Source organism: Mesorhizobium sp. P2_E10 (assembly GCF_056404235.1).
Window position 1 is genome coordinate 577,816 of sequence record NZ_JBFUEK010000002.1, and the last position, 21,371, is coordinate 599,186.

At 62.5% G+C, this 21,371-nt stretch carries 23 protein-coding genes; 12 read left to right on the plus strand and 11 right to left on the minus strand.

Features of this window, described 5'->3' with window-relative positions; genetic code table 11:
* Nucleotides 1-54: 54 nt before the first annotated feature.
* Nucleotides 55-1,242, minus strand: coding sequence for a hypothetical protein (locus AC1D0N_RS07470; protein ID WP_477242790.1), 1,188 nt, complete (start codon nucleotides 1,240-1,242; stop codon nucleotides 55-57).
* A gap of 441 nt (nucleotides 1,243-1,683) precedes the next feature.
* On the opposite strand from AC1D0N_RS07470, the gene parC reads away from it, so the two are divergent.
* The 3 genes from parC (at nucleotide 1,684) to AC1D0N_RS07485 (ending at nucleotide 5,833) form a co-directional block, all read left to right on the plus strand.
* A complete protein-coding gene (gene parC / locus AC1D0N_RS07475; RefSeq protein WP_477242791.1) occupies nucleotides 1,684-3,936 on the plus strand; it encodes a DNA topoisomerase IV subunit A in 2,253 nt (750 codons plus the stop codon).
* A gap of 234 nt (nucleotides 3,937-4,170) precedes the next feature.
* Nucleotides 4,171-5,376 carry an AI-2E family transporter gene (locus tag AC1D0N_RS07480; protein WP_477242792.1) on the plus strand — a complete coding sequence of 402 codons (1,206 nt, stop codon included), beginning with the start codon at nucleotides 4,171-4,173 and terminating at the stop codon, nucleotides 5,374-5,376.
* 55 nt (nucleotides 5,377-5,431) lie between these two features.
* Nucleotides 5,432-5,833, plus strand: a complete 402-nt coding sequence (locus AC1D0N_RS07485; RefSeq protein ID WP_477242793.1) for a hypothetical protein — start codon at nucleotides 5,432-5,434, stop codon at nucleotides 5,831-5,833.
* Between the two features lie 45 nt (nucleotides 5,834-5,878).
* Here the strand turns inward: AC1D0N_RS07485 and AC1D0N_RS07490 are convergent, their stop codons facing one another.
* The 3 genes from AC1D0N_RS07490 to AC1D0N_RS07500 form a co-directional block, all read right to left on the minus strand.
* A complete protein-coding gene (locus AC1D0N_RS07490) occupies nucleotides 5,879-6,775 on the minus strand; it encodes a DMT family transporter (RefSeq protein WP_477242794.1) in 897 nt (298 codons plus the stop codon).
* A 126-nt stretch (nucleotides 6,776-6,901) separates the two neighbouring features.
* On the minus strand, nucleotides 6,902-7,666 hold the full coding sequence (locus AC1D0N_RS07495) for an arginyltransferase (protein WP_107647332.1): 765 nt from the start codon (nucleotides 7,664-7,666) through the stop codon (nucleotides 6,902-6,904).
* A 139-nt stretch (nucleotides 7,667-7,805) separates the two neighbouring features.
* Nucleotides 7,806-8,276 carry an RDD family protein gene (locus AC1D0N_RS07500; protein ID WP_477242795.1) on the minus strand — a complete coding sequence of 157 codons (471 nt, stop codon included), beginning with the start codon at nucleotides 8,274-8,276 and terminating at the stop codon, nucleotides 7,806-7,808.
* A 216-nt stretch (nucleotides 8,277-8,492) separates the two neighbouring features.
* Between AC1D0N_RS07500 and sthA the strand changes: the two genes are divergently transcribed.
* The 3 genes from sthA to AC1D0N_RS07515 all read left to right on the plus strand — a co-directional run bounded on the left by sthA (nucleotide 8,493) and on the right by AC1D0N_RS07515 (nucleotide 11,793).
* The gene (sthA, locus tag AC1D0N_RS07505) at nucleotides 8,493-9,881 is read left to right on the plus strand and encodes a Si-specific NAD(P)(+) transhydrogenase (protein WP_477242796.1); all 1,389 of its coding nucleotides are present in this window, start codon (nucleotides 8,493-8,495) and stop codon (nucleotides 9,879-9,881) included.
* Nucleotides 9,882-10,143: 262 nt separating this feature from the next.
* Nucleotides 10,144-10,785: a DUF47 family protein gene (locus tag AC1D0N_RS07510; protein ID WP_477242797.1), complete on the plus strand. Its 642-nt coding sequence runs from the start codon at nucleotides 10,144-10,146 to the stop codon at nucleotides 10,783-10,785.
* Nucleotides 10,786-10,788: 3 nt separating this feature from the next.
* Nucleotides 10,789-11,793, plus strand: coding sequence for an inorganic phosphate transporter (locus AC1D0N_RS07515; protein WP_477243114.1), 1,005 nt, complete (start codon nucleotides 10,789-10,791; stop codon nucleotides 11,791-11,793).
* A gap of 124 nt (nucleotides 11,794-11,917) precedes the next feature.
* Here AC1D0N_RS07515 and AC1D0N_RS07520 read toward each other — a convergent pair whose 3' ends face one another.
* Complete coding sequence (locus AC1D0N_RS07520) at nucleotides 11,918-12,097, minus strand: hypothetical protein (RefSeq protein WP_477242798.1); 180 nt, start codon at nucleotides 12,095-12,097, stop codon at nucleotides 11,918-11,920.
* A 147-nt stretch (nucleotides 12,098-12,244) separates the two neighbouring features.
* Nucleotides 12,245-12,913 carry an alpha/beta hydrolase gene (locus AC1D0N_RS07525; protein WP_477242799.1) on the minus strand — a complete coding sequence of 223 codons (669 nt, stop codon included), beginning with the start codon at nucleotides 12,911-12,913 and terminating at the stop codon, nucleotides 12,245-12,247.
* A gap of 202 nt (nucleotides 12,914-13,115) precedes the next feature.
* Here AC1D0N_RS07525 and AC1D0N_RS07530 point away from each other — a divergent pair, with 202 nt between their 5' ends.
* Complete coding sequence (locus AC1D0N_RS07530) at nucleotides 13,116-14,294, plus strand: OpgC family protein (protein ID WP_477242800.1); 1,179 nt, start codon at nucleotides 13,116-13,118, stop codon at nucleotides 14,292-14,294.
* A gap of 8 nt (nucleotides 14,295-14,302) precedes the next feature.
* Here the strand turns inward: AC1D0N_RS07530 and AC1D0N_RS07535 are convergent, their stop codons facing one another.
* Nucleotides 14,303-15,382 (minus strand): LacI family DNA-binding transcriptional regulator, encoded by a 1,080-nt coding sequence (locus tag AC1D0N_RS07535; RefSeq protein ID WP_477242801.1) that lies wholly within the window; start codon nucleotides 15,380-15,382, stop codon nucleotides 14,303-14,305.
* A gap of 164 nt (nucleotides 15,383-15,546) precedes the next feature.
* On the opposite strand from AC1D0N_RS07535, the gene AC1D0N_RS07540 reads away from it, so the two are divergent.
* The gene (locus AC1D0N_RS07540) at nucleotides 15,547-15,690 is read left to right on the plus strand and encodes a hypothetical protein (protein ID WP_477242802.1); all 144 of its coding nucleotides are present in this window, start codon (nucleotides 15,547-15,549) and stop codon (nucleotides 15,688-15,690) included.
* Nucleotides 15,691-15,752: 62 nt separating this feature from the next.
* Nucleotides 15,753-15,899: a hypothetical protein gene (locus AC1D0N_RS07545; RefSeq protein ID WP_477242803.1), complete on the plus strand. Its 147-nt coding sequence runs from the start codon at nucleotides 15,753-15,755 to the stop codon at nucleotides 15,897-15,899.
* A 55-nt stretch (nucleotides 15,900-15,954) separates the two neighbouring features.
* Here AC1D0N_RS07545 and AC1D0N_RS07550 read toward each other — a convergent pair whose 3' ends face one another.
* Nucleotides 15,955-16,323: a DUF423 domain-containing protein gene (locus tag AC1D0N_RS07550; RefSeq protein WP_477242804.1), complete on the minus strand. Its 369-nt coding sequence runs from the start codon at nucleotides 16,321-16,323 to the stop codon at nucleotides 15,955-15,957.
* A 31-nt stretch (nucleotides 16,324-16,354) separates the two neighbouring features.
* Nucleotides 16,355-17,602 (minus strand): multidrug efflux MFS transporter, encoded by a 1,248-nt coding sequence (locus AC1D0N_RS07555; RefSeq protein WP_477242805.1) that lies wholly within the window; start codon nucleotides 17,600-17,602, stop codon nucleotides 16,355-16,357.
* A 155-nt stretch (nucleotides 17,603-17,757) separates the two neighbouring features.
* Here AC1D0N_RS07555 and AC1D0N_RS07560 point away from each other — a divergent pair, with 155 nt between their 5' ends.
* The gene (locus tag AC1D0N_RS07560; RefSeq protein ID WP_477242806.1) at nucleotides 17,758-18,423 is read left to right on the plus strand and encodes a GntR family transcriptional regulator; all 666 of its coding nucleotides are present in this window, start codon (nucleotides 17,758-17,760) and stop codon (nucleotides 18,421-18,423) included.
* 111 nt (nucleotides 18,424-18,534) lie between these two features.
* Nucleotides 18,535-18,768: a DUF982 domain-containing protein gene (locus AC1D0N_RS07565; RefSeq protein ID WP_477242807.1), complete on the plus strand. Its 234-nt coding sequence runs from the start codon at nucleotides 18,535-18,537 to the stop codon at nucleotides 18,766-18,768.
* A 76-nt stretch (nucleotides 18,769-18,844) separates the two neighbouring features.
* Here the strand turns inward: AC1D0N_RS07565 and AC1D0N_RS07570 are convergent, their stop codons facing one another.
* Entirely contained in the window at nucleotides 18,845-19,003 is a 159-nt protein-coding gene (locus AC1D0N_RS07570; protein ID WP_477242808.1) for a hypothetical protein, read from the minus strand.
* A gap of 203 nt (nucleotides 19,004-19,206) precedes the next feature.
* On the opposite strand from AC1D0N_RS07570, the gene AC1D0N_RS07575 reads away from it, so the two are divergent.
* Nucleotides 19,207-20,175, plus strand: coding sequence for a glycosyl transferase family 90 (locus AC1D0N_RS07575; RefSeq protein ID WP_477242809.1), 969 nt, complete (start codon nucleotides 19,207-19,209; stop codon nucleotides 20,173-20,175).
* A gap of 27 nt (nucleotides 20,176-20,202) precedes the next feature.
* On the opposite strand, the gene AC1D0N_RS07580 is transcribed toward AC1D0N_RS07575, so the two are convergent.
* On the minus strand, nucleotides 20,203-21,246 hold the full coding sequence (locus AC1D0N_RS07580) for an aldo/keto reductase (protein ID WP_477242810.1): 1,044 nt from the start codon (nucleotides 21,244-21,246) through the stop codon (nucleotides 20,203-20,205).
* Between the last annotated feature and the right edge of the window lie 125 nt (nucleotides 21,247-21,371).

The window sequence follows — 21,371 nt, forward strand, 5'->3', positions numbered from 1 at the left end:
CCACAAAAAAGCCCGGCATCGCTGCCGGGCTTTTTGTATTTGAAAGCGCGTTTATCAGTCTTCGTTCGCCTTGACGTGGACGCCGAGCGTCTTCGGCAGGTCGTACGGGTTGGACATGCCGCCGGCCATGATCAGCGCGAACGGCACCGATGCCGGCGGCTCTGCCGAAATCTCGAGGCTCTGCGGATCGTCGAGATATTTGTTTACGGCGGCCGACACTTCAGCCGTCAGCTCGGGATTGTTGAGCTGCGCCATGCCGAAGGGCACGATCGCCTTGGCCTGGTTGGCAATGTCCTTGCCGGACATGCCCTGTTGCTTGCCGAAATAGTCCAGCAGCTTGCCGGTCAGCGAATCGTCGTCGAAGCGGATCGAGGCGCCGTTGAACGAAAGCTGCTGCAACAGGCCGAGCATGGCCATGCCTTGCGCCGAATTGTCGGCGCCTTCGGGCTGTGCCGCCATCTTTTTCTGCATCTCCTGCATCGACTTGACGAAATCGAGCGTGTAGCCGCCGATATCGAAAGTCATGCCGAGCGTACCGGCATTGTCGACGGACATGTCGTATTTCGACAATTCCATCTTGCCGTCCGCGGGCTGCCAGGTGCCGGCCATTTCGATATTGCCTGATATGTTCTGGTAGCCGAGCGCTTCGATCACTGCCTTGGACTGGGCATCGTCGACGAGGGTGAGGTCGCCGTTGAATTTTTCCGTCGTCAAGGAAAACTCCATCGCCTTGCCGTCGGCCGGCGGGGTAATTTCGACGGCGAGCCCGTCCATCGAGAAGGCCGTCTTGTCAGCGACCTTCACCGTCATGTTGGCGAGTTCGGCCGACTTGTACATCATCATCGAACCCATCGGGCCCGTGGCGCCCTCGGCCGGAACGTTCATGTCGTGGATCACGAAGGGGCTGAGATCGAGCGTGACGCCATCCTTGCTGTGCGTGAACGCGGAGGTCGAGACGGTTCCGATATCGTAGCCGCCATTGGCCTCGGTCACGCCTTCAAGTTTGACGTCGCCGATCGGCAGCGCTTCCTTTTCTGCCGCCGGCTTCACGGTCACGCCCTGCAGCACCAAATTGGAGTCGTCACCGGTCACGCCGGTCCAGGAGATGTCCATGCCCTGGGCGGCAGCCAGAGCCTTGAGCCGGTCGGCGACCGCCGTGTTCTGCGCAAGGGCCGCATTCAGCGGCAACGTCAGCAGAAAGGTCGAAAAAGCGAGTTTGTAAAATGAGCGTTGGATTGTCATTGCAAGTCCCCTGAGATGTCCTTGAAAGAATGGTTTCATTCGTTGCGTCGTCACCATTCCGTGACGAACTGGACCGGATAAAGGCATTTGTCCATTAGAATGGCCGAAAATCACGGCGAAACGCAAACCCGATCGCCAGCCTTTGCGTGATGCGGTGAATTTGTCATGAAGATCGGGTCCATGCGTCGTCGCGACATGCCTTAGACAGCGCGTGTAACAGATTGATGTTGGCAGGCCCCCGCACCGCTTCCGATGCTGTTGCACAAGGTCGGCAAATTGGAGTTCTCGCGCCGGCAATTCAGTGAAATCCATCACACAGCGCGGTCAATGGCGGTGCTCCCATTGCCGGAATGTGGGCTCATAGACCGTCCAGGGTCGCGCCAACGCGGATTCCCACACCGGCGGCTTGCCGCGAATCACCCGCTCGGCTAGTCCCAGCCCATGGGAAAAAGGCTTTTGCCGCCTCAAGATGGCGGCGGCGATCATATCGAACCGGTCGACCTGAAGAAGGCGCTGGAAGAGCGCTATCTCGCCTATGCGCTGTCGACCATCATGCACCGGGCGCTGCCGGATGTGCGCGACGGGCTGAAGCCGGTGCATCGCCGCATCATGCATGCCATGCGGCTGCTGCGGCTCAACCCCGACCAGGGCTTTGCCAAATGCGCCCGCATCGTCGGCGAGGTGATGGGCAAGTTCCATCCGCATGGCGACCAGTCGATCTACGACGCGCTGGTGCGGTTGGCGCAAGATTTTTCGATGCGCTACCCCTTGGTCGACGGGCAAGGCAATTTCGGCAACATCGACGGCGATAACGCCGCCGCCATGCGTTACACCGAAGCGCGCATGACCGATGTGGCGACCGAGCTGCTTGCCGGCATCACCGAGGACGCGGTCGACTACCGGCCGACCTACAATGAGGAGGACGAAGAGCCGGTCGTCCTACCGGGCGCCTTCCCGAACCTGCTCGCCAACGGCTCGTCCGGCATTGCTGTTGGCATGGCGACTTCGATCCCGCCGCACAACGCCGCCGAGCTTTGCGATGCTGCCTTGCATCTGATCGAGCATCCGGATGCACCGGTGACCAAGCTGATGGATTTCGTCCAGGGACCGGACTTCCCGACCGGCGGCATCATCGTCGACAGCCGCGCTTCGATCCTCGAAGCCTACGAAACCGGCCGCGGCGGTTTTCGCGTCAGGGCGAAATGGAGCCAGGAGGACCAGGGCAGGGGCACCTGGAGCATCGTCGTCACCGAAATCCCCTATGGCGTCCAGAAGGCCCGGCTGATCGAGAAGATCGCCGAGCTGTTGATGGCGCGCAAATTGCCGCTGCTGGAAGATATCCGCGACGAAAGTGCCGAAGACATCCGCGTCGTGCTGGTGCCAAAGAGCCGCTCGGTCGATCCCGGCATCCTGATGGAATCGCTGTTCAAGCTGACCGAGCTCGAAAGCCGTTTCCCGCTCAACATGAACGTGCTGTCGCGCGGCAAGGTGCCCAACGTCTTGTCGCTGAAGGGCGTGCTCAGGGAATGGCTGGAGCACCGCCGCGAGGTGCTGGTCCGCCGCTCGAAGCATCGCCTTGGCGAGATCGAAAGACGCCTCGAGATCCTCGCCGGCTATCTGATCGCCTACCTCAACATCGACGAGGTGATCAGGATCATCCGCGAGGAGGATGAGCCCAAGCAAGTGATGATGGCGCGCTGGTCGCTCACCGACACCCAGGCCGAAGCCATCCTCAACATGCGGCTGCGCGCCTTGCGCAAGCTGGAGGAATTCGAGATCCGCAAGGAATTCGACGGCCTCTCCACCGAGAAGAAGCAGATCGAGGCGCTGCTTGCCTCCGACGCCAAGCAGTGGTCGACGATCAAGTGGGAAGTCACCAGCATCCGCGACAAATTCGGACCGGAGACCGATCTCGGCAAGCGCCGCACCCAGTTCGCCGACGCGCCCGAACACGATTTGACCGACATCGCGCACGCCATGATTGAGCGCGAGCCGGTCACCGTGGTGGTCTCGGAAAAGGGCTGGCTCAGGGCGATGAAAGGTCACCTGACCGATCATTCCACCTTGACCTTCAAGGAGGGCGACAGCCTCAAGCTCGCTTTCCATGCCCAGACCACCGACAAGGTGCTGGTGTTTACCACCGGCGGCAAGTTCTACACCATCGGCGCCGACCGGCTGCCGGGCGGCCGCGGCCATGGCGAGCCGATCCGCATCATTGTCGACATGGACAACGACCAGGACATCGTCACCGCTTTTATCCACGATCCCAAGCGCAAGCTGCTCCTGGTGTCGCACGACGCCAACGGCTTTGTCGTGCCGGAGGAAGAGGTCATCGCCAACACCCGCAAGGGCAAGCAGGTGATGAACGTCAAGGCGCCCGACGAGGCCAAGCGCTGCGTGCCGGTCACCGGCGATCATCTCGCCATTGTCGGCGAGAACCGCAAGATGCTGGTGTTCGCGCTCTCCGAGATCCCGGAAATGGGCCGCGGCAAGGGCGTTCGCCTGCAGAAATACAAGGATGGCGGCGTGCTCGACCTCAAGCCTTTCGTGCTGGAGAGCGGCCTGTCGTGGCAAGATTCGGCCGACCGCACCTTCACCAGATCGCGAGAGGAACTGGCGGAGTGGATCGGGGCTCGCGCTTCGGCAGGGCGCATGGTGCCGAAGGGATTCCCGAGGACGGGGAAATTTGGGTAGGTATCTCCCCCTCGAGGGGGAGATGTCGCCGAAGGCGACAGAGGGGGTCGGTACGTCCAGACGCGACACCCCTTTGCCGGCAGGAGAGGCTAGCGCTTCACGCGCGGCGACCCCCTCTGGCCTGCCGGCCATCTCCCCCTCGAGGGGGGAGATTCCCACGCATTTGGACTATCGTCACGATTGCGGCACTATAACAGTGCATAAACGCTGAGATGGCAGGGAAGAGATGGGCGTTTGAAGCAGGCTGAAATCCAGAAACCGGAGCGGCATCAGCGCCTGTTCGGCCTGTCGACGCCGGTTCGGTCCGCCGTCATCCCGCCGCTGTCGGCGGCGCGCTGGCTGCTGGTGCTGATTGTTGCCGCCGGCGTCTATTTCTTCCATGGCTTCCTGTTCCCGGTATTGGCCGCTCTGGTCATCGCCTTCGCCAGCTGGCCGCTCTATCGGCGGCTGCTCGCCGGTGTTGGTGGCAATCGCACCATTGCCGCCACCCTGGCGATCCTGTTCATTCTCACCTTCCTGGTGGTGCCGATCGCACTTGCCGGCACCTATGCCATCAACGAGGTCCGCGAATGGGTCGGTTGGGCGATCGAGACCAACCGGCACGGCGCGGTGACGCTGCACTGGATAGCGACACTGCCGGTAGTGGGCGAGTGGCTGAACGATCAGTGGACGACCAATATCGGCCATCCCGGCGGCATCGGCGAGCTGATCCAGTTGATCAGCGGCGCCAATATCGGCAGCATCTATCGCGGCGTGCTGGCCGCCGGCGGCAGCGCCTTCGGCCTGTTGCTGACGCTGCTGTTCATGATGATCGCGCTGTTCTTCGCCTATCGCGACGGCGAGCATTTCGCGGGCCAGGTCGACCGTCTCGGCGAGCGCATCCTGCCGACGCGGTGGGAGCGGATTTCGCGTGTGGTGCCGGCAACGATCTCCTCGACCGTCACCGGCATGACCGTCATCGCCATCGGCGAGGGGCTGGTGCTGGGCATCGCCTATTGGCTGGCCGGCGTGCCGTCGCCGGTGACGCTCGGCGCGCTGACCGGCGTCATGGCGCTGATTCCCGGCGGCGCCCCGCTCTCGTTCACCCTGGTGTCGATCTACCTCGCCGCCAGCGGTTCGCCGATGGCCGGGCTGGCGCTGTTCATCTGGGGCGCGGTCGAGCTGTTCATCGTCGACAAAACATTGCGTCCGAAGCTGGTCGGCGGGCCGATCAAGCTACCCTTCCTGCCGACCTTTTTCGGTCTGATCGGCGGCGTCAAGACGATGGGCTTTCTCGGCCTGTTCATCGGCCCGGTGCTGATGGCGCTGCTGGTCGCGATCTGGCGCGAATGGTTGCGCGAGGTGGAACTGGTGGACGAACTTGCCGTCGTTGCGCCCGAGGAGCCGGCGGGTGGTCCACCGCAGATCGAAATTGTTGCCGAGAAAAAGGCCAGGGCATGATCGTCAGGATCAAAACGTAGGTCACGTGACGTCGCGTTTGGGGAGTATCCTGCGCATGTTTTTGCGATTTGTTCGGTCAAAAACCATCGCGGGAACGCAGGCGCGCGAAGGTTTTTTTGGCGCTGCCTACGAATTGCGAGGGCAAACGGATGTCGATCAACACACGTTGGATCGGCTGGAAGATAGTCTTGCCTGGTTTCGACAGAACCTAGCGATACCGCCACGTTTCAATCTCTCAAGATCGAAAGGTTTTTACCGGAAACAGACGACCCAAGGATTAAGCTGGTTCAAGCCAACGGCAGCGGAACATTTGGCAAGGGCCTATGACCTCGCGGCGCTCCTTGCGCTCCATGGGCATCATGTCGATGTCATGAAGAGTTCCCGTCTGGGATATGTCGTTTACGAGGACGAATACCAGATCGTTGCAGAGCCTTTTTCAGATACGGCAACGCGTTGATCGCACTTGCATCGCGACAGCTCTGGAACGACCGCTGTCCGCGCTCTAAGCCGGGTGACTCACGGCAAGCGTGGCGCGGCGCTTGCGCCCCTCATGCAATTGCCACAGCGAATGGGCGACCAGCGTGACGATGAGGATGGCGCCGCCGATCAGACTGTTGCGCGACGGCGTCTCGGCAAAGATCACCCACACCCAGACCGGCGCCAGCACGGTTTCCAGCAGATAGAACATCGCCACTTCCGGGCCGGAAATGTATTTCGGGCCGTTGGCGAGGCAGAAGAACGAAATCGGCATGATGACGGCGCCGTTGAAGATGATCCACCACGGCGCGTTCACCTGAACACCGGTTCTCGAGACCATGAACGCGGCGACGGCACAGGGCAGGATGACACCGATCAGCGCGGTAAAACCCATGTCCTTGCCGCTGGCGCGCGAGATGGTGATGGCGGCGGCAATCATGAACGCCGCACACAGCGCCATCAGGTCGCCGAACAGATGCCCGGTGCCGATCGAATCGCCGACGATGATGGCGACGCCGACGATCATCAGGGCGAGAGCGGCGAGCGTGATCGGCCGCGGCCGCTCCTTCAGGAACAGCCATGACAGCAGGGCTGAAAACATGGTGGTGAAGGCGAGGATGAAGACAAGGTTGGCGGTCGAGGTGTTGAAGACGCCGGTGACGAAGCAGATCGAGCCCAGCCCGTAGAGCGCGGCGACCATCAGCCCCGACCAGCCGGGGATGAGCTGCGGCGCGTCCTTGCTCAGCGAGCGCCAGACGGCCCAGATGACCAGCGCTGCGAGGAAAGTTGTGCCGGTGCGCAGCAAGAGGATTGTCCAGGCGCCGCCGTCGGCGAGCCGGATCAGCGGAATGTCGAAAGTCAGCGCCAGCCCGCCTATGGCGGTGATGAGAAGGCCTTTCTGGTGGTCGTGGTGGGCCGACATGCGGGCAGTTCTCTCAATGAATTTGAGGCAGCCGTAAACCGGCCCAGCGTCTGTTTCCAGTCGATTGACCGGAAGACCAGCGGCATCCCCTTGAAACAGTCTAAGGATGAACAGCGAAGGAAAAAATCAGCGCGAAACCGCTTCGTGGTCGTAGCGCTCCCAGCCTTTCGGGCCGAGATGCTCCTGCGGCATGAAGCGCATCTTATAGTTCATCTTGCGCGAGCCGTTGACCCAGTAGCCGAGATAGACATGGGGCAGGCCCATGGCTCTGGCGCGGGCGATGTGGTCGAGGATCATAAAGGTGCCGAGCGAACGGTCCTCGAAGTCGGGATTGAAGTAGGAATAGACCATCGACAGGCCGTCGGCCATCTTGTCGGTCAGCGCCACGGCGATCAGCTCGCCCTGGCCCTTGCCGGTGATGAAAGTGTCGGGGCCGCGTCGGCGATATTCGATGACCTTGGTGTCGACATGGGTGTCCTCAACCATCATGGCGTAGTCGAGCACCGTCATGTCGGACATGCCGCCACGGCGGTGGCGGGCGTCGAGGTAGCTGCGGAACAGCGAGTACTGCTCAGTCGACGGTTGCGCGTCGTGCATGGCGCCGACGAGATCGGAATTGTGCTGGATCACCCGCTTCATGTTGCGGCTGGCGGTGAATTCCTGCGCCAGGATGCGCACCGAGACGCAGGCTCGGCAGGTCTCGCAGGCCGGCCGGTAGGCGATGTTCTGCGAGCGCCGGAACCCGCCTTGCGTCAGCAGGTCGTTCATCTCCGGCGCCTTGTCGCCGACCAGATGCGTGAACACCTTGCGCTCGAACTGGCCCTCAAGATACGGGCACGGCGACGGCGCGGTCAGGAAGAACTGCGGCGACTGGGTCGGGTGCTGCGTCATCGAGCCTTGGAAACACTCCTGCGAATCGTCCTACCTTTGGCGCGGACGGCGAAAAATTCAACAGGATTATAGACGCTTGGTTGACCGGACGCCTTCACATTTATGCAAAAGCGGCTCCCGGGACTCGCAAAAAGCTGTTTCAACGGTCGCTGCGGCTGACCACCGTGCCGAGCAGCAGATCGTGCAGAGTGCGTTTGCGGTCGGAAAACAGGGTCACCAGAAGCACGAGCGGCGTCAGCATGACGTTGCCGGCCCAGAACAGCACCGAATGCACGACGGCGGTAAGCCCGTCGATGCGGGTGCCGTCGAGGCGGTCGAGCCGGATGCCCATCATCTTCATGCCCGTCGTGGCCTGGTCGATGCTGCCCAGCGTGTTCCAAATGTAGAGGATGGCGACAGCCGGCACGAGGATTGAGAACAGCATCCAGCCGAGACCGAGCGTCAGTAGCCCAAACAGGAACACCAGGATCGCGAACGGAATGGTCAGCAGCGCGACGATGCAATAGTCGATGATGAAGGCAAAGATGCGCCGAGAGCGCACGCCCTCATAGGCCCTGATATCTTCGAGCCTGCTGGTGATGATTTCGCCGTCAAGTACGCGCGCGTTCATGTCATATCCTCGTAATCGGGGCCGCAATAGGGTGCGGACCTGGCTGTGATGAAATGGTGAAGGCCTGCGGCATAATCAAGATCGGGCCTTTCAGCGGCATCGATGACGAAGCTGCGCCGGCGCGGTGCGAATCGGTTGAATTCACCGCACGGATGGCGTTAGCTTGCTGCGGCGCAACAAAGGCAGTCAGGCGCCAGGGGCGAGGGACGGGGCAATATGGATTATGACATGCTGGTCATCGGCAGCGGGCCTTCCGGGCGCCGCGCCGCGGTGCAATCGGCCAAGCTCGGCAAATCGGTGCTGGTGGTCGACAGGGGGCGGCGCCTCGGCGGCGTGTCCGTACACACCGGCACCATCCCGTCGAAGACACTGCGCGAGACGGTGCTCAACCTTTCCGGTTGGCGCGAGCGTGGCTTTTACGGACGCGGCTACCGGGTCAAGCAGGACATTTCGGTTGGCGATCTGGTCGAACGCCTGCACAAGACGCTCGATCACGAGGTCGAGGTGCTGCAGCACCAGTTCATGCGCAATACGGTCAAGAGCGCGCGCGCCGCGGTAAAGTTCCTCGGACCCAACAAGGTCAGCCTGACCACCGACACCGGCGACTACAGCGAAGTCGGATTCGCCCATGCGCTGATCGCGGTCGGCACCAGGCCGCATCGGCCGCGTGACGTGCCCTTCGACAAGACCCGTGTCTTCGACAGCGACGAGATGCTGGAGCTTGGCCAGTTGCCGCGCACGCTGACGGTGATCGGCGGCGGCGTCATCGGCGTCGAATACGCGACGATTTTTTCCGCGCTCGACGTGCCGGTGACGCTGGTCGAGCCGCGCAACACCATCCTCGATTTCGTCGACCGCGAGATCGTCGACGATTTCATCCACCAGATGCGCGACCGCGGCATGACGATCCGGCTGGGCAGCGCGGTGAAGGAAATCCGCTCCAAGCCGGAAGCCGCCGAAGTCGAACTGGCCGACGGCCGCACCATCCGTTCGGATGTCGTACTCTACGCCGCCGGTCGCACCGGCAATGTCGGAACCTTGGGCCTCGACCTGGTCGGCATCGACGCCGATTCCAGGGGCCGCATCAAGGTCGACCCGCAGACTTTCCAGACCAGCGTGCCCAACATCTATGCCGCTGGCGACGTCATTGGCTTTCCCAGCCTCGCTTCCACCTCGATGGAGCAGGGCAGGGTGGCCGCCTGCCATGCCTTCGGCGTGCCGCTGCCGCCGCCGCCTGAAACCTTTCCCTATGGCATCTACGCGGTTCCGGAAATCTCCACCGTCGGCCAGTCCGAGGAACAGGTGCGCGACAGCGGCGCTGCCTATGAAGTCGGCGTGGCGCGCTTCCGCGAGACCTCGCGCGGCCACATCATGGGCGTCAACACCGGCTTCCTGAAGCTGCTGTTCTCGATCGAAACCCGCCGCCTGCTCGGCGCGCACATCGTCGGCGAGGGCGCCACCGAACTCATTCACATCGGCCAGGCGGTGATCAACCTCGGTGGCACCGTCGATTTCTTCGTCAACAACACCTTCAACTATCCAACGCTCGCCGAAGCCTACAAGATCGCCGGGCTGGATGCCTGGAACAGGATCGGGCGAGGGTAGGCGGTTACTTCTGCTCAGCCTTCCATCTGGGCGAGCAGCGACAGCATGACGTCGGCCGAAGGCATCGGCAGCACCGCTTCGATTTCCGCCGGCCGCACGCCGGCGATCTTCATCGCAGATATCCTGCGCTTCTCGAAAGTCGGTTTCCGTCTCAAGCCTCGTCGTCCGCATCCACATCTTTCAGCCGGCTTACTGTTTCCAGTGGCTCGCTGGGGCGCTATGTGAATGGACAGGGTCATGGAAGCGCGACGGGAGGTCGGACATGCTGGGCTGGTTCCGCAAGCTGCTGCCGCGCGAGGATCGTTTCTTCGAGCTGTTCGAGCGACATTCCCGCACCGTGGTCGGCGGCGCCGAGGCGCTGGAGCAGCTTCTCCAGGGCAAGGACATCGATCGCTGGTGTCAGAAGATCATCGATCTCGAGGATGAGGCCGATCATATCACCGCCGAAGTCCTGCTGGCGGTGCGGCGCTCCTTCATCACGCCTTTCGATCGCGGCGACATCAAGGACCTGATCCAGTCGATGGATGATGCCATCGACATGATGCACAAGACCGTCAAGACGGTGAAGCTGTTCGAAAAGAAGGAATTCGACCCGCTGATGCAGGAAATGGGCGGCGTCATCGTCGCTGCCGCCAAGCTGGTCGCCGAGGCGATCCCCCTGCTGAGCAAGGTCGGCACCCACACCGTGCGCCTCAACGCCATCGCCGAAGAGGTCATGCGCGTCGAAAGCCGAGCCGACGATCTGCACGAGCAAGGGCTGAAGGACCTGTTCAAGCGGCACGGCCGCAGCGACCCGATGGCCTACCTGATCGGCTCAGAGATCTATGGCCAGCTGGAAAAGGTGGTCGATCGTTTCGAGGACGTCGCCAACGAGATCAGCGGCATCGTCATCGAGAATGTTTAGGTGATGGAAGCCACCATTGCCTTTCCCGTGCTGATCGGCCTTGTCGCCGTGGCGCTGTTCTTCGATTTTCTCAACGGCCTGCACGATGCCGCCAATTCCATTGCCACCATCGTCTCCACCCGCGTGCTGCGGCCGCAATATGCGGTTTTGTGGGCGGCTTTCTTCAATTTCATCGCCTTCATGTTCTTCGGCCTTCATGTCGCCGAGACAGTAGGGAAGGGCATTGTCGACGTCTCTATCGTCACGCCGGCGGTGATCTTCTCAGCCCTTGTCGGCGCCATTGTCTGGAACATCGTCACCTGGATTGCCGGCATCCCGTCGAGCAGTTCGCATGCGCTGATCGGCGGGCTGGTCGGTGCCGGCGTTGCCAAGGGTGGGGTTGGCGCCATCGTCTGGACGGGGCTTGGCAAGACGGTCGCCGCGATCGTCCTGTCACCGGCGACAGGTTTTGTTCTGGCGCTTGCCCTGATCCTTGTCGTTTCGTGGCTGTTCGTGCGCCAGACGCCGTTCGCCGTCGACAGCACCTTCCGCGTCCTGCAGTTCTTTTCCGCCTCGCTCTATTCGCTCGGCCATGGCGGCAACGACGCCCAGAAAACCATGGGCATCATCGCCGTGCTGCTCTATTCGCAAGGCATGCTCGGCGCCAATTTCTATGTGCCGCTGTGGGTCGTCCTCACCTGTCAGACGGCGCTGGCGCTCGGCACCTTGTTCGGCGGCTGGCGCATCGTCCACACAATGGGTTCGAAGATCACCCGGCTGAACCCGATGCAGGGCTTCTGCGCCGAGACCGGCGGCGCGATCACCCTGTTTGCCGCCACCTGGCTCGGCGTTCCGGTGTCGACCACGCACACCATCACCGGCGCCATCATCGGCGTCGGTGCCGCCCGCCGCATCTCGGCCGTACGCTGGGGCATCGCCGGGAACATCGTCATTGCCTGGATCGTCACTTTGCCGGCCACGGCCGCCATTTCGGCCCTCACCTATTTTGTCACGCGCCTGGGCGGCTGACGCGGAGCGGGCGCCGAAATCTGAATATGGGCGATGAGGCGTCCATAGAGATCTGACGCAAAATCTATGGCCTGAAGTGCCGTTCGATTTCTTGCCAAAAGGCGGTTGTCGTCCAACCCAGCGCTTATCGAGTTTTTGTCAGATTTCTGCTAGGTTTCACGACGCGGGCCTCTTTGAGGGTTTTGAGTGCCTCCTCTTTGGTGAGGCCGAACTTGCGGGCAAAGAAGGCGGCTTCGATCGCCATTTCGCGATCTGCCAGGGGTTCGATCCTCTGCTTTGCCTTCTTGCCCACGGCAGGAATCATAGCACATTCCGCTAGATAGCTCCAATGAAGCGCAACGATGTCTGCAATCTCCCAACGCTTTCCGGCGACGTGCCGTAAATCTTGACCCGCATGGCGTAGTCGATCTCGCCGCCGAACGCCCTGTGGCCGTCGCCGCGCGCTGAGCGGTCAATCCGCCTGTGTGATGGCCGCTGGATCGGCCAGCCATTGCCTGACGATTTCGGCATCCCGGTCGCCGAATTCATGACCTGATGGGATGATCCGGGCGTCGATCTCGGCGCCGCGCTGGCTGAGCAGTGACACCAGCGCCGGCGCGAAGGGTGCGTAGGTCAGGTCGGCGGCACCGGCAATGATCAGCACCCGCGCCTTGCTGAGGTCTGCCGGCGGCACATCGTCCAGCACCGGCATGGCGCGTAACAGCGCCGCCTGTTCGACGAGGCCCGGATGCAGCAGCATGGTGCTGGAAACCAGATTGGCGCCATTCGAATAACCGAGAAATGTGGAGCGGGAGAGATCGAGGTTTTGGCGCTTCGCGGCTTCGGCAATGAAGTCCGCGAATGCATCGGTCTCCGTGCGGATGCTGTTCTGTTCGAAGCGCGTCGGCGTGATGCGTGTAAACCAGCGGAACCCGTCCTCCTGGGGGATGCGGCCACGCACCGCCACCAGCACCGCGCGCGGCGCGATCTGCCGGCCGAGCGGGACCAGCGTGGTCTCGTCGACGCCGGAACCATGCAGCAGAAAAAGCACTTCGCCGGTTGCATCGGCAGGCCTGTAGACGCGATAGAAAAAATCCAGGTCGCGCCTCAGAAGTCCGTCTTCGGCGGCTTCTTCAGTCATCATCACATCCTTTTGATATAACGTCACTTTTGTTCATTTGCCGGCTTCAAAACGGAATATTTTCATGTTCCGTGAAAGTTGATTGAACCAGGCTAACTTCAGTCCGTTTCTGTGCCGATACACTCCCTCACGGGATGAATCGAAGCGGTGCGTCGGGGGTCGCATTGCCCCAATGAACGACCAGCTTTGAGGCCTTTTGTCGATGTCCATGCCAGTTTCGTCCGAACGCGACACGCGTATCGATGTGTTTCGCGCACTCGCGCTGATCACAATATTCATCGACCACGTGCCAGGCACCGCTTTCGAAACCCTGACCTACAAGAATTTCGGCTTTTCGGACGCGGCGGAAGCGTTCGTGCTGATCTCGGGCATGTCGGTCGCCCTTGCCTATGGCAGCAAGTTTCAGCCGGGAGGCCGGCTGCTGGCGACGCTGAAAATGTGGCGGCGGGCGGGTGTGCTCTATGCCGCCCATATCGTCACCACGATGGCGGTGATGGCCATGTTCTGCGCGGCAGCGGTGTTCGCCCGGCGCCCGGAGCTGCTGAAACTGATCAACATCGAGCCGCTGATGAAAAACACGCCGGAGGTGCTGATCGGCATCGTCACGCTTGGTCATCAGCTCGGCTACAACAACATCTTGCCGGTCTATGCAGCGCTGCTGCTGATGGCGCCGGCCTTCCTGCTGTTCGTCAGCTACCGGCCGCTGCTGGCGCTGGCCGTGTCCGGCACGTTGTGGCTGGTTGCCGGAATCTACCAGATCGCGCCGCCCAATTATCCCGAGCCGGGGTTCTGGTTTCTCAATCCGCTGTCGTGGCAGTTCCTCTTCAACATCGGCCTGGCGGGCACGCTGCATGTCAGGCGCGGCGGCACCATTCCAGTCAATCGCTGGCTGGTCGGCGCGGCGGCAATCTATGTCGCGGGAGCGCTTGTCTGGGTGCACAGCCCGCTCTGGGGGCACGTGTCATGGCTGGATCTGCCGGTGGTGCTGACCGGCTTCGACAAGACGTTCCTGTCGTTGCCGCGGTTGCTGCACATTCTGGCGGTGAGCTATTTGATCGTCGCCTTTCCGGCCATCTCGAACCTGTTTCGCACTGCCCGCGATCATCCGCTCGCCGTACTCGGCAAGCGCTCGCTGCCGGTGTTCATCGCCGGCACGGTGCTCGCCATGGCAGCGCAGGTGCTGAAGCTGATCAATCCCGGAGGCCTTGCCTATGACAGTCTGCTGATCGCTGCAGGCATCGCCACGCAGTTCGCGCTCGCCTTCTATCTCGAATGGTTTTCGACCGTTGGTGCATCCGGCAAGAGGCCGATACGCAGCGAAGCAGCCTCCGGGCGGGCCTCCTTCAGCGCGCAGCCGGCGGCGGCAGGCGCCAACCGATAGATTCGGGTTCAAGCTTTCTTGGGCGGCCCGGCCGAAGCCCTGACGATCAGCTCGACATCGAGTATTTCGCGCAGCACCTTGCCGTCGAAATCAAGGATCGCCCGCGCCGCCCGGCGGCCCATCTCGGCAATCGGCTGGGCGACCGTGGTCAGCGCAGGATCGCAAAGTGCGGCGCCAGGCACGCCGTCGAAGCCGACGATGGAGACATCGCCGGGCACCGCTATACCCCGCGCAGCCAGCCATTCGATGGCGATCATGGCCATCCGGTCCGACATCGCCAGGATAGCTGTGGGCTTCTCACCGCTTGCGAAAATGGTTTCGAGGCCGGCTCTCGTGCTGGCTTCGTCGTTTTCGGTCTCGTAAACCGGCACCTTGGCGGTGTCGACGCCGAAGCCTGAAAGCACCTCGAAGTAGCCGGCAAGGCGGTCGCGCGTGCCGGTGTAGACCGCCGCCGCGACCTGCTCAGGCGAAACAAGGCCGGTGCGGCCGTCGGCGAACTGCAGCGACAGCACGGCGAAGCGGCGATGGCCAAGCTCGGCGAGATGGCGCGCCGCCATGCGGGCGCCGGCGACATTGTCGACACCGATCGCCGAAACCGTCTCGTCCTCGAAGCCGAGCTCAAGCGCAACGAAGGGCAGCTTGCGCTCGCGTGTCAGCTCGACAAGGCGCGAGCCGCCCTCGATGCAGAACAGGATGAAGCCGTCGACCAGCGCGCTCTGGATGTTCCAGGCAAGCTTTTCCTCATTGTTGGCGGACACCAGTGCTATGCCGGCGCCGGTGGCGTCGCATGCCGTGGAAATGCTGGCCATCATGGCCCGGGCATAGGGATCGTCGAAGAAATAGGCGAGGGGTTCGCCTGTCGCGACGCCGATCGCATTGACCTTGCCGGCGCGCAGCAGCCGGCCCTTGGGGTCGGGCCCGGCATAGCCCATCGCTTCCGCCGCCGCCTTGACCCGCTCGCGCACTTCCTCGCGTACGATCTCGGGACGGCTGAAGACATTGGAGGCAGTGCCGTGCGAAACACCGGCGGCTCTGGCGATGTCCGCCAGCCGGATGGGTCTTGTGCTGCCTTCGCCGCGTAGCGCCATTGTTGCTTGCCTCCAGCTCCCATCTAGCACGTTCGCTGGCAGCATCTAGCACTTTCGTTGGATCGATTCAAATTTTTGCTTGACATCCGCCTGTCAAGACCTATGTTTGAATCGATCCAAGTGTCGTGCCAATTGTGGTTGGATCGCTTGAAGAGGAGGGTGCCATGCATCCCGTCAACTATCTGTTCGAAGACATTTACGGCAACGACTGGGGTATCGCCCCGGTGGCCGCAACTGAGAAGCGCCGTGTCAGGACCGGACCGTGGAAGCGTGATTCACGTCTTCTGGCGGGGCGCAAGCGGAGCTGATCGGCAAGGCATCTTTTTTGCCAACCGATTGGATCGATTCAATTTTTTGAGGAGACCAAGCCATGCATCCCGTCAACCAAGTGTTCGAAGACATCTTTCGCCACTATTGGGGCATCCCGCTGGCCACCAATCGGCAAGAGCGGCGGGCAGCCAAGCGTGTCCCGCGCAATTGGAAGCTGCTGGGCAGGCTTGAACGCCGGCAGGACTGAACAGCGGCAGGACTGAGCCTTGCCGGCTGGCGGGGTGGGGCTTGGGTCTGTCGCGTCAGGAACGCTGGCGCACCAGCGCCGAGCCGGCAATCACCAGCCAGCCGGCGATGAGCAAGGTGCCGCCGATCGGCGCCGACATCGGAAACAGCCTTGAGCCAAGGAAGTCTCGGGCGAGAAGATCGCCCGCGAACAGCAGCAGCCCGGCGAGAAGGATGAAGCTTCCGCGTCGCAGCATCCGGTTTGCGCCGATAAGGCCGGCGGCAAGAAACACCGGCGCATGCATGATCAGGAACGACGCGGCCGTGCCGACGAAAGCGCCGCCCAGATGCGCCGCCGCGGCCGACAGCGCTACGCCCGCCGCGCCGCACAGGCCGCCGGCAAAAACCAGGATGCGGCCATTGTTGCCAGCAAGCTGCTCGGCCATGTCAATGTCTCCGTGATCTGAAATAGCAGTGTCAGGATTTGCCGGCTTGCGCCAGCATGTCGCGTGTGCGGTGTGACTGGACCAGCCAGTTATACACCGCGCCGCCCGCCATCAGCACCGATGTGCCGAGAAACACCGCCCGCATGCCGAAATGGCCGCCGACAAAGCCGCCAAGCAGCGGCCCGGCAACCTGTCCGACATACTGCGCCGAGATCGACAAGCCAAGCACATTGCCGCCGACGCCGTCCGGAACATTGTGGCGAATGACGCTGGTGATGCAGGGCAACAGACCGCCCAGCGCCAGGCCCATCAGGAAACGCAAGGCCACCAGCTGCCAGCCCTCGGTGACGAAAGCCTGCGGGATGAGCAGCAGCGCCGAGACAGCAAGAGCGCCGACGACGACGTTCCAGTGGCCGATGCGATCGGCGAGCTTACCGAGACGCGAGGCCGACAGGATGGCGCCGAGCGCGGCCGCCGACATGACGACGCCGGAGATCAGCGTGACCCGGCTCTGGTTCTCGATGAGCTGCTGCACATAGACGGTGATGATCGGCTCGATCGACATGGTGGCGAAACTCAACAGCATGCCGGTCGCCAGCATGGCGACCACGGGACGCTTGTCGGGAATCTGCGCCCAGCCGCCTCTGGGTTTCTCCTTCGACCTCGGCTCTGCAACGACGGGGCGAGGGTTCTCCTTGATGAGAAAGGTCGTGGCCAGGAAGGCCAGGAAAATGACGCCGCCAGAGATGAGGAAGGTGGTGCGGATGCCGATCAATGGCGGCAGCACGCCGCCGAGCAGGGGGCCGACCAAGGCGCCGGCGGTAATGCCGGCCGACATCACGCCGAGCGCCCAGCCGGAGCGCTCCTTGGGGGTCTGCATGGCCACCAGGATGGTCGAGCCCGAGGAATAGCCGCCGGCAAATCCGATCAGCAGGCGCAGCAGCACCAGTTGCCAGACAGTCTGCACCATGCCGGTCAGCGACATGCAGATGGCCATGCCGAAGCTGGCGCGCACCAGCATCAGCTTGCGGCCATAGCGATCACCCAGCCGTCCCCACAGCGGCGCGACCAGTGCTGCGGCAAAGAAGGTCGCGCCATAGGCTATGCCGGACCATTGCACGATTGCCGCGTGGCCCTCAGCACCGAGCTGCTCGACATAAAGCGGCAGGAACGGCAGCAGCAGCGTCATGGCGATCAGCGTGCTGAACGAGCCGGCAACGCAGACGAACAGATTGCGCCGCCAATGGGCGTTATATGTGCCTGCGCTGTCTTGCGGCATGTCTTTGTCCTGTCCCGGGCAGCCGATGGCTTGCTGCGGATACCATTTTGGGATACCAATCTGGTATCCGTCATGGACGCAAGTCCGGCTGCTGTCAATGCGGCCTCCTCGAACGGTCGGCCGATTGGTCCATTCACAAGGACAACGGAATAAAAATGTCGCAGATGCAGAATGTCGAAAAACAGCTTCGCGAGATGATTCTCGGCCTCGAGATCGGCCCTGGCGAGAGGCTGACGGAGCGTTGGATAGAAGGCCGCTTCGGCGCGTCGCGCACGCCGGTCAGGGCGGCACTGCTGCGGCTGGAGACGGAGGGGCTGATCTGCCGCGACGGGCGCGGCTGGACGGTGTCGCCGATCAACCTTGCCGAGCTCGAGCAGATCGCCGTCTACCGCGAGGCGGTCGAGGTCGGGGCGCTGCGCCTGACCTGCGCCCTTGAGGACAGGAGCGCCGTCGACGTCATCGAAGCGATGCTCGACTCCTGCGATGCCGGCACCCCGCGCGAGGAATGGCACCGCGTCGGCATGGATTTCCACATCGAGCTGGCGCGTCTGTCCGGCAACGAGTTTCTGTTCAGGGCGGTGCGCGATGCGATGACGCGTCTGTCGCGCGCCCGCTGGCTCGAAGTCCGCGACGAGGCAGCCCTTGGCCGGGCCTGGGCCGAGCACCACGCCATTCTGGCGGCGGTGCGGGCTGGCGACGCCGACGAGGCGGCAGGCCGGCTCTCAACCCACATCGTGGGCAGCCGCGACCGGCTGGTGACGTCGCTGCACAATGACCGACGCGGCCTGCGCGCCAGGGGATTTGCCGTCGTCGCCGCCTGACGCACGTCATCAAGAAAAAGGCAGAACGGGCAGTGCAATCACTTTCGGCCTCGCTTCGCGAACGCCGATGGCGTAAGAGCGGCCATGGAAAACAACCGATTTGAAACACCCGTGACCGTCAAGTCGGTCGCGGAGGGAAGCACTCAGCTCTTGCGTACGGCGCGCGAGGCTTCCGATTATCTGCTCAACAGCTGGCCCGGCAAGCGCAGCATGAAGCACCGCGAAGCGCTGCAGGCCTGTCATGACGCGCTGGCCGGCGACAAGCCGGCGATGAACGCAAGGCGCGCCTTCATCGCCGCCGCGCGCGAAGTGAACGTCTTCGTCAGCGACAAGATGCCGGCCTGAGCACGGCAAGGACCGGCTCGAGCTTGGCGTAACCGGGAGGCGTAAGCCGGTCTGCCGCGCCGGGTCGGATGCCGCTCTATTCTGCCGTTTCGGTCTCGGCTTCAGCGTTGGTCTCGCTCTCGGGCGTCGAACGATCCTTGGCCGCGACCTTGGCCGCCAGCTTCTCCGCCTTCTTGGCAGCCTTCTGCCGGTCACGCTCCTTGCGTTCCTGCCCGTAGTTCGGTGGTCGTGCCATGTCGTATCCTTTCTCTCGACTTGCCCCTGCCTAGGAGCATTGGGCTGCAAACACAACACCGCAGGGGACGATCGGCACCCATAGATGCCCTGCGGTGAGCTTCCGAGTGGTTCCGGGCTTGCAAGATAGGCGGCACAATGGTGTAGGAAAGACTTGAGGCGCCGAAATGCTGGGGCCGCCAGTCTGTTTTGATCAAGTGACCGATGGCCACAGTCCTACGCAACTCAGTCAAGGTGTTCTATTACGCACGCAACGTCGTGCGCGATCTGGCGCCGCAGGCATTGTTCCGCGGCAGGCTGGCCGGTCGGCTTCGCCAGGCAAGCCTTTCCGACGCGGCGGTGCGCGAACGGCTGGATTACTACAACAAGCTGCAGCACGCCTTCGTGCCGAGCCCGAATGCCGTGCCTGTCCGCCGATTGCCGTTCAGGCCGAGCATGTATTATTACGACCTGAAGGAATTCGCCCGCTATTTCGATCCGGGCCTGCTGATCGATCTGGAGTTCGGCGACGTCATTGACGTGCCAAAAGTGCCTTCGATCGTCAAGGATCGGCCAATCCAGGACGACAACAGCAATGCCGTGCTGATGAAGCTCGACAAGTTTCGGCATTTCAACATGCCCGCAGACACCATGCGTTTCGCGGACAAGCGTCCGGCCGTGGTCTGGCGCGGCGAACTCAACAATCCGATCCGGACGCTGTTCCTGAAGGCGGTGCGCGATCTGCCGTTCTGCGATGTCGGCTCACCCAAGTCGACCGCGGCGGCTTACCGCAAGCCATATCTCAGCATCGACCAGCAGCGGCACTACCGCTACATCGTTTCGCTCGAAGGCAATGATGTGGCGACCAACCTCAAATGGATCATGAGTTCGAATTCGCTGTGCCTTATGCCGCCGCCGACATACGAGACCTGGTTCGCCGAAAAGCAGATAGAAGCTGATATCCACTATGTGCCGCTCGCAGCGGATTTCTCCGATCTTGCCGAAAAAATGCGGTATTTCGAGCAGCATCCGGCGGAGGCCGAACGCATCATTGCCGCCGCCAACGCCTATTGCCGAAAGTTCTGCAACGAGCAGACCGAGCAGGCGATCTCGCTGCTCGTGCTCTACAAATATTTCGTGCTCAGCGGCCAGGTGGAGCCCGACGCCGAGGTCTGGCGCTATATCTCGGGCTAGCGCCGGCGCTCCCGAAACCCAAGCCGCTCAGACATCGCTCCGGTCGATAACCAGATCGGCGGGACCGAACCGGTCCTTGGCTGTCAGCTGCTGGTGCCAGTAGGGATAGAGTAAGGGCGGCCGGCTGACGGCGTCGAGTCGGCTGCGCTCGTCCTCGGCAAGCACCAGGCTCGCAGCGGCGATGTTGTCCTTGAAATGCGCTTCGGTGCGCCCACCAATCACCAGCGAACTGACCGCGGGGCGGCCGAGCAGCCAGGCCAGCGCCACCTGCGCCGCCGAAACGCCACGGCTCTTGCCGATCTCGACCAGCACGTCGACGATCCGCCACAGCCGGTCCCCATCACGGATCGGCGGTTCCGACCAGCCGGCAAGCTGGCGCGCGGTCGGGCTGTCGCGCCGGTATTTGCCCGACAAGAGGCCGCCGGCAAGCGGGCTCCATACCAGCACGCCAAGCCCCTGATCGACCGAGATTGGCAGAAGTTCGTATTCGGCTTCGCGCGCTTCCAGCGTGTAGTGGATCTGCTGGGTGACGAAACGCGGCTGATGACTTCTGTCGCTGATCCCCAACGCCTTCATCACGTGCCAGCCGGAATAATTGGAGCAGCCGACATAGCGGACTTTGCCCTGCGCCACCAAAGTGTCGAGCGCGGCGATGGTTTCCTCGAGCGGCGTCACGCCGTCCCATTCGTGCAGGAAATAGATGTCGATGACATCGGTCCTGAGGCGCTTCAGGCTCTTCTCGCACTCGCGGATCAGGTGGTAGCGCGACAGGCCTTCGTCGTTCGGACCCTTGCCGATCCGCATGCGCGCCTTGGAGGCGATCAGCACATCGCCCTTGCGCTTGCCGCCGAGCGCTTCGCCGATGATCTCTTCCGAAAGCCCGTTCGAATAGACATTGGCGGTGTCGATGAGATTGATGCCGGCATCGATGCAGGTGTCGATGATGCGCCTGGCTTCCGCCACGTCGGAATTGCCGACGGCGGCGAACGGCCCGGTGCCGCCGAAGGTCATGGTGCCCAGCGTCAGCGTCGAAACTTTCAGGCCGGAACGGCCAAGCGTGCGGTATTCCATGTCAAATCCTCGCAATTTCGGTGGGGAGGGCAGGGGAGCCCGAACGGGTTCGGCATTTGTAGGACAATATGAGTGGCTTGTCGCCATGCCACGGCGACGGATCGACCATGCCTCGCGGATTTGCG

Bases quoted from the DNA above. Each gene is read 5' to 3' on its own strand.
- AC1D0N_RS07515 (WP_477243114.1), top strand. From the start codon at position 10,789: ATGGAAGCCACCATTGCCTTTCCCGTGCTGATCGGCCTTGTCGCCGTG.
- AC1D0N_RS07470 (WP_477242790.1), bottom strand. From the start codon at position 1,242: ATGACAATCCAACGCTCATTTTACAAACTCGCTTTTTCGACCTTTCTG.
- parC (WP_477242791.1), top strand. From the start codon at position 1,684: ATGGGAAAAAGGCTTTTGCCGCCTCAAGATGGCGGCGGCGATCATATC.
- AC1D0N_RS07580 (WP_477242810.1), bottom strand. From the start codon at position 21,246: ATGGAATACCGCACGCTTGGCCGTTCCGGCCTGAAAGTTTCGACGCTG.
- AC1D0N_RS07540 (WP_477242802.1), top strand. From the start codon at position 15,547: ATGCATCCCGTCAACTATCTGTTCGAAGACATTTACGGCAACGACTGG.
- AC1D0N_RS07550 (WP_477242804.1), bottom strand. From the start codon at position 16,323: ATGGCCGAGCAGCTTGCTGGCAACAATGGCCGCATCCTGGTTTTTGCC.
- AC1D0N_RS07510 (WP_477242797.1), top strand. From the start codon at position 10,144: ATGCTGGGCTGGTTCCGCAAGCTGCTGCCGCGCGAGGATCGTTTCTTC.
- AC1D0N_RS07525 (WP_477242799.1), bottom strand. From the start codon at position 12,913: ATGACTGAAGAAGCCGCCGAAGACGGACTTCTGAGGCGCGACCTGGAT.
- AC1D0N_RS07485 (WP_477242793.1), top strand. From the start codon at position 5,432: ATGTTTTTGCGATTTGTTCGGTCAAAAACCATCGCGGGAACGCAGGCG.
- AC1D0N_RS07495 (WP_107647332.1), bottom strand. From the start codon at position 7,666: ATGACGCAGCACCCGACCCAGTCGCCGCAGTTCTTCCTGACCGCGCCG.
- AC1D0N_RS07575 (WP_477242809.1), top strand. From the start codon at position 19,207: ATGGCCACAGTCCTACGCAACTCAGTCAAGGTGTTCTATTACGCACGC.
- AC1D0N_RS07520 (WP_477242798.1), bottom strand. From the start codon at position 12,097: ATGATTCCTGCCGTGGGCAAGAAGGCAAAGCAGAGGATCGAACCCCTG.
- sthA (WP_477242796.1), top strand. From the start codon at position 8,493: ATGGATTATGACATGCTGGTCATCGGCAGCGGGCCTTCCGGGCGCCGC.
- AC1D0N_RS07555 (WP_477242805.1), bottom strand. From the start codon at position 17,602: ATGCCGCAAGACAGCGCAGGCACATATAACGCCCATTGGCGGCGCAAT.
- AC1D0N_RS07545 (WP_477242803.1), top strand. From the start codon at position 15,753: ATGCATCCCGTCAACCAAGTGTTCGAAGACATCTTTCGCCACTATTGG.
- AC1D0N_RS07500 (WP_477242795.1), bottom strand. From the start codon at position 8,276: ATGAACGCGCGCGTACTTGACGGCGAAATCATCACCAGCAGGCTCGAA.
- AC1D0N_RS07570 (WP_477242808.1), bottom strand. From the start codon at position 19,003: ATGGCACGACCACCGAACTACGGGCAGGAACGCAAGGAGCGTGACCGG.
- AC1D0N_RS07530 (WP_477242800.1), top strand. From the start codon at position 13,116: ATGTCCATGCCAGTTTCGTCCGAACGCGACACGCGTATCGATGTGTTT.
- AC1D0N_RS07490 (WP_477242794.1), bottom strand. From the start codon at position 6,775: ATGTCGGCCCACCACGACCACCAGAAAGGCCTTCTCATCACCGCCATA.
- AC1D0N_RS07535 (WP_477242801.1), bottom strand. From the start codon at position 15,382: ATGGCGCTACGCGGCGAAGGCAGCACAAGACCCATCCGGCTGGCGGAC.
- AC1D0N_RS07560 (WP_477242806.1), top strand. From the start codon at position 17,758: ATGTCGCAGATGCAGAATGTCGAAAAACAGCTTCGCGAGATGATTCTC.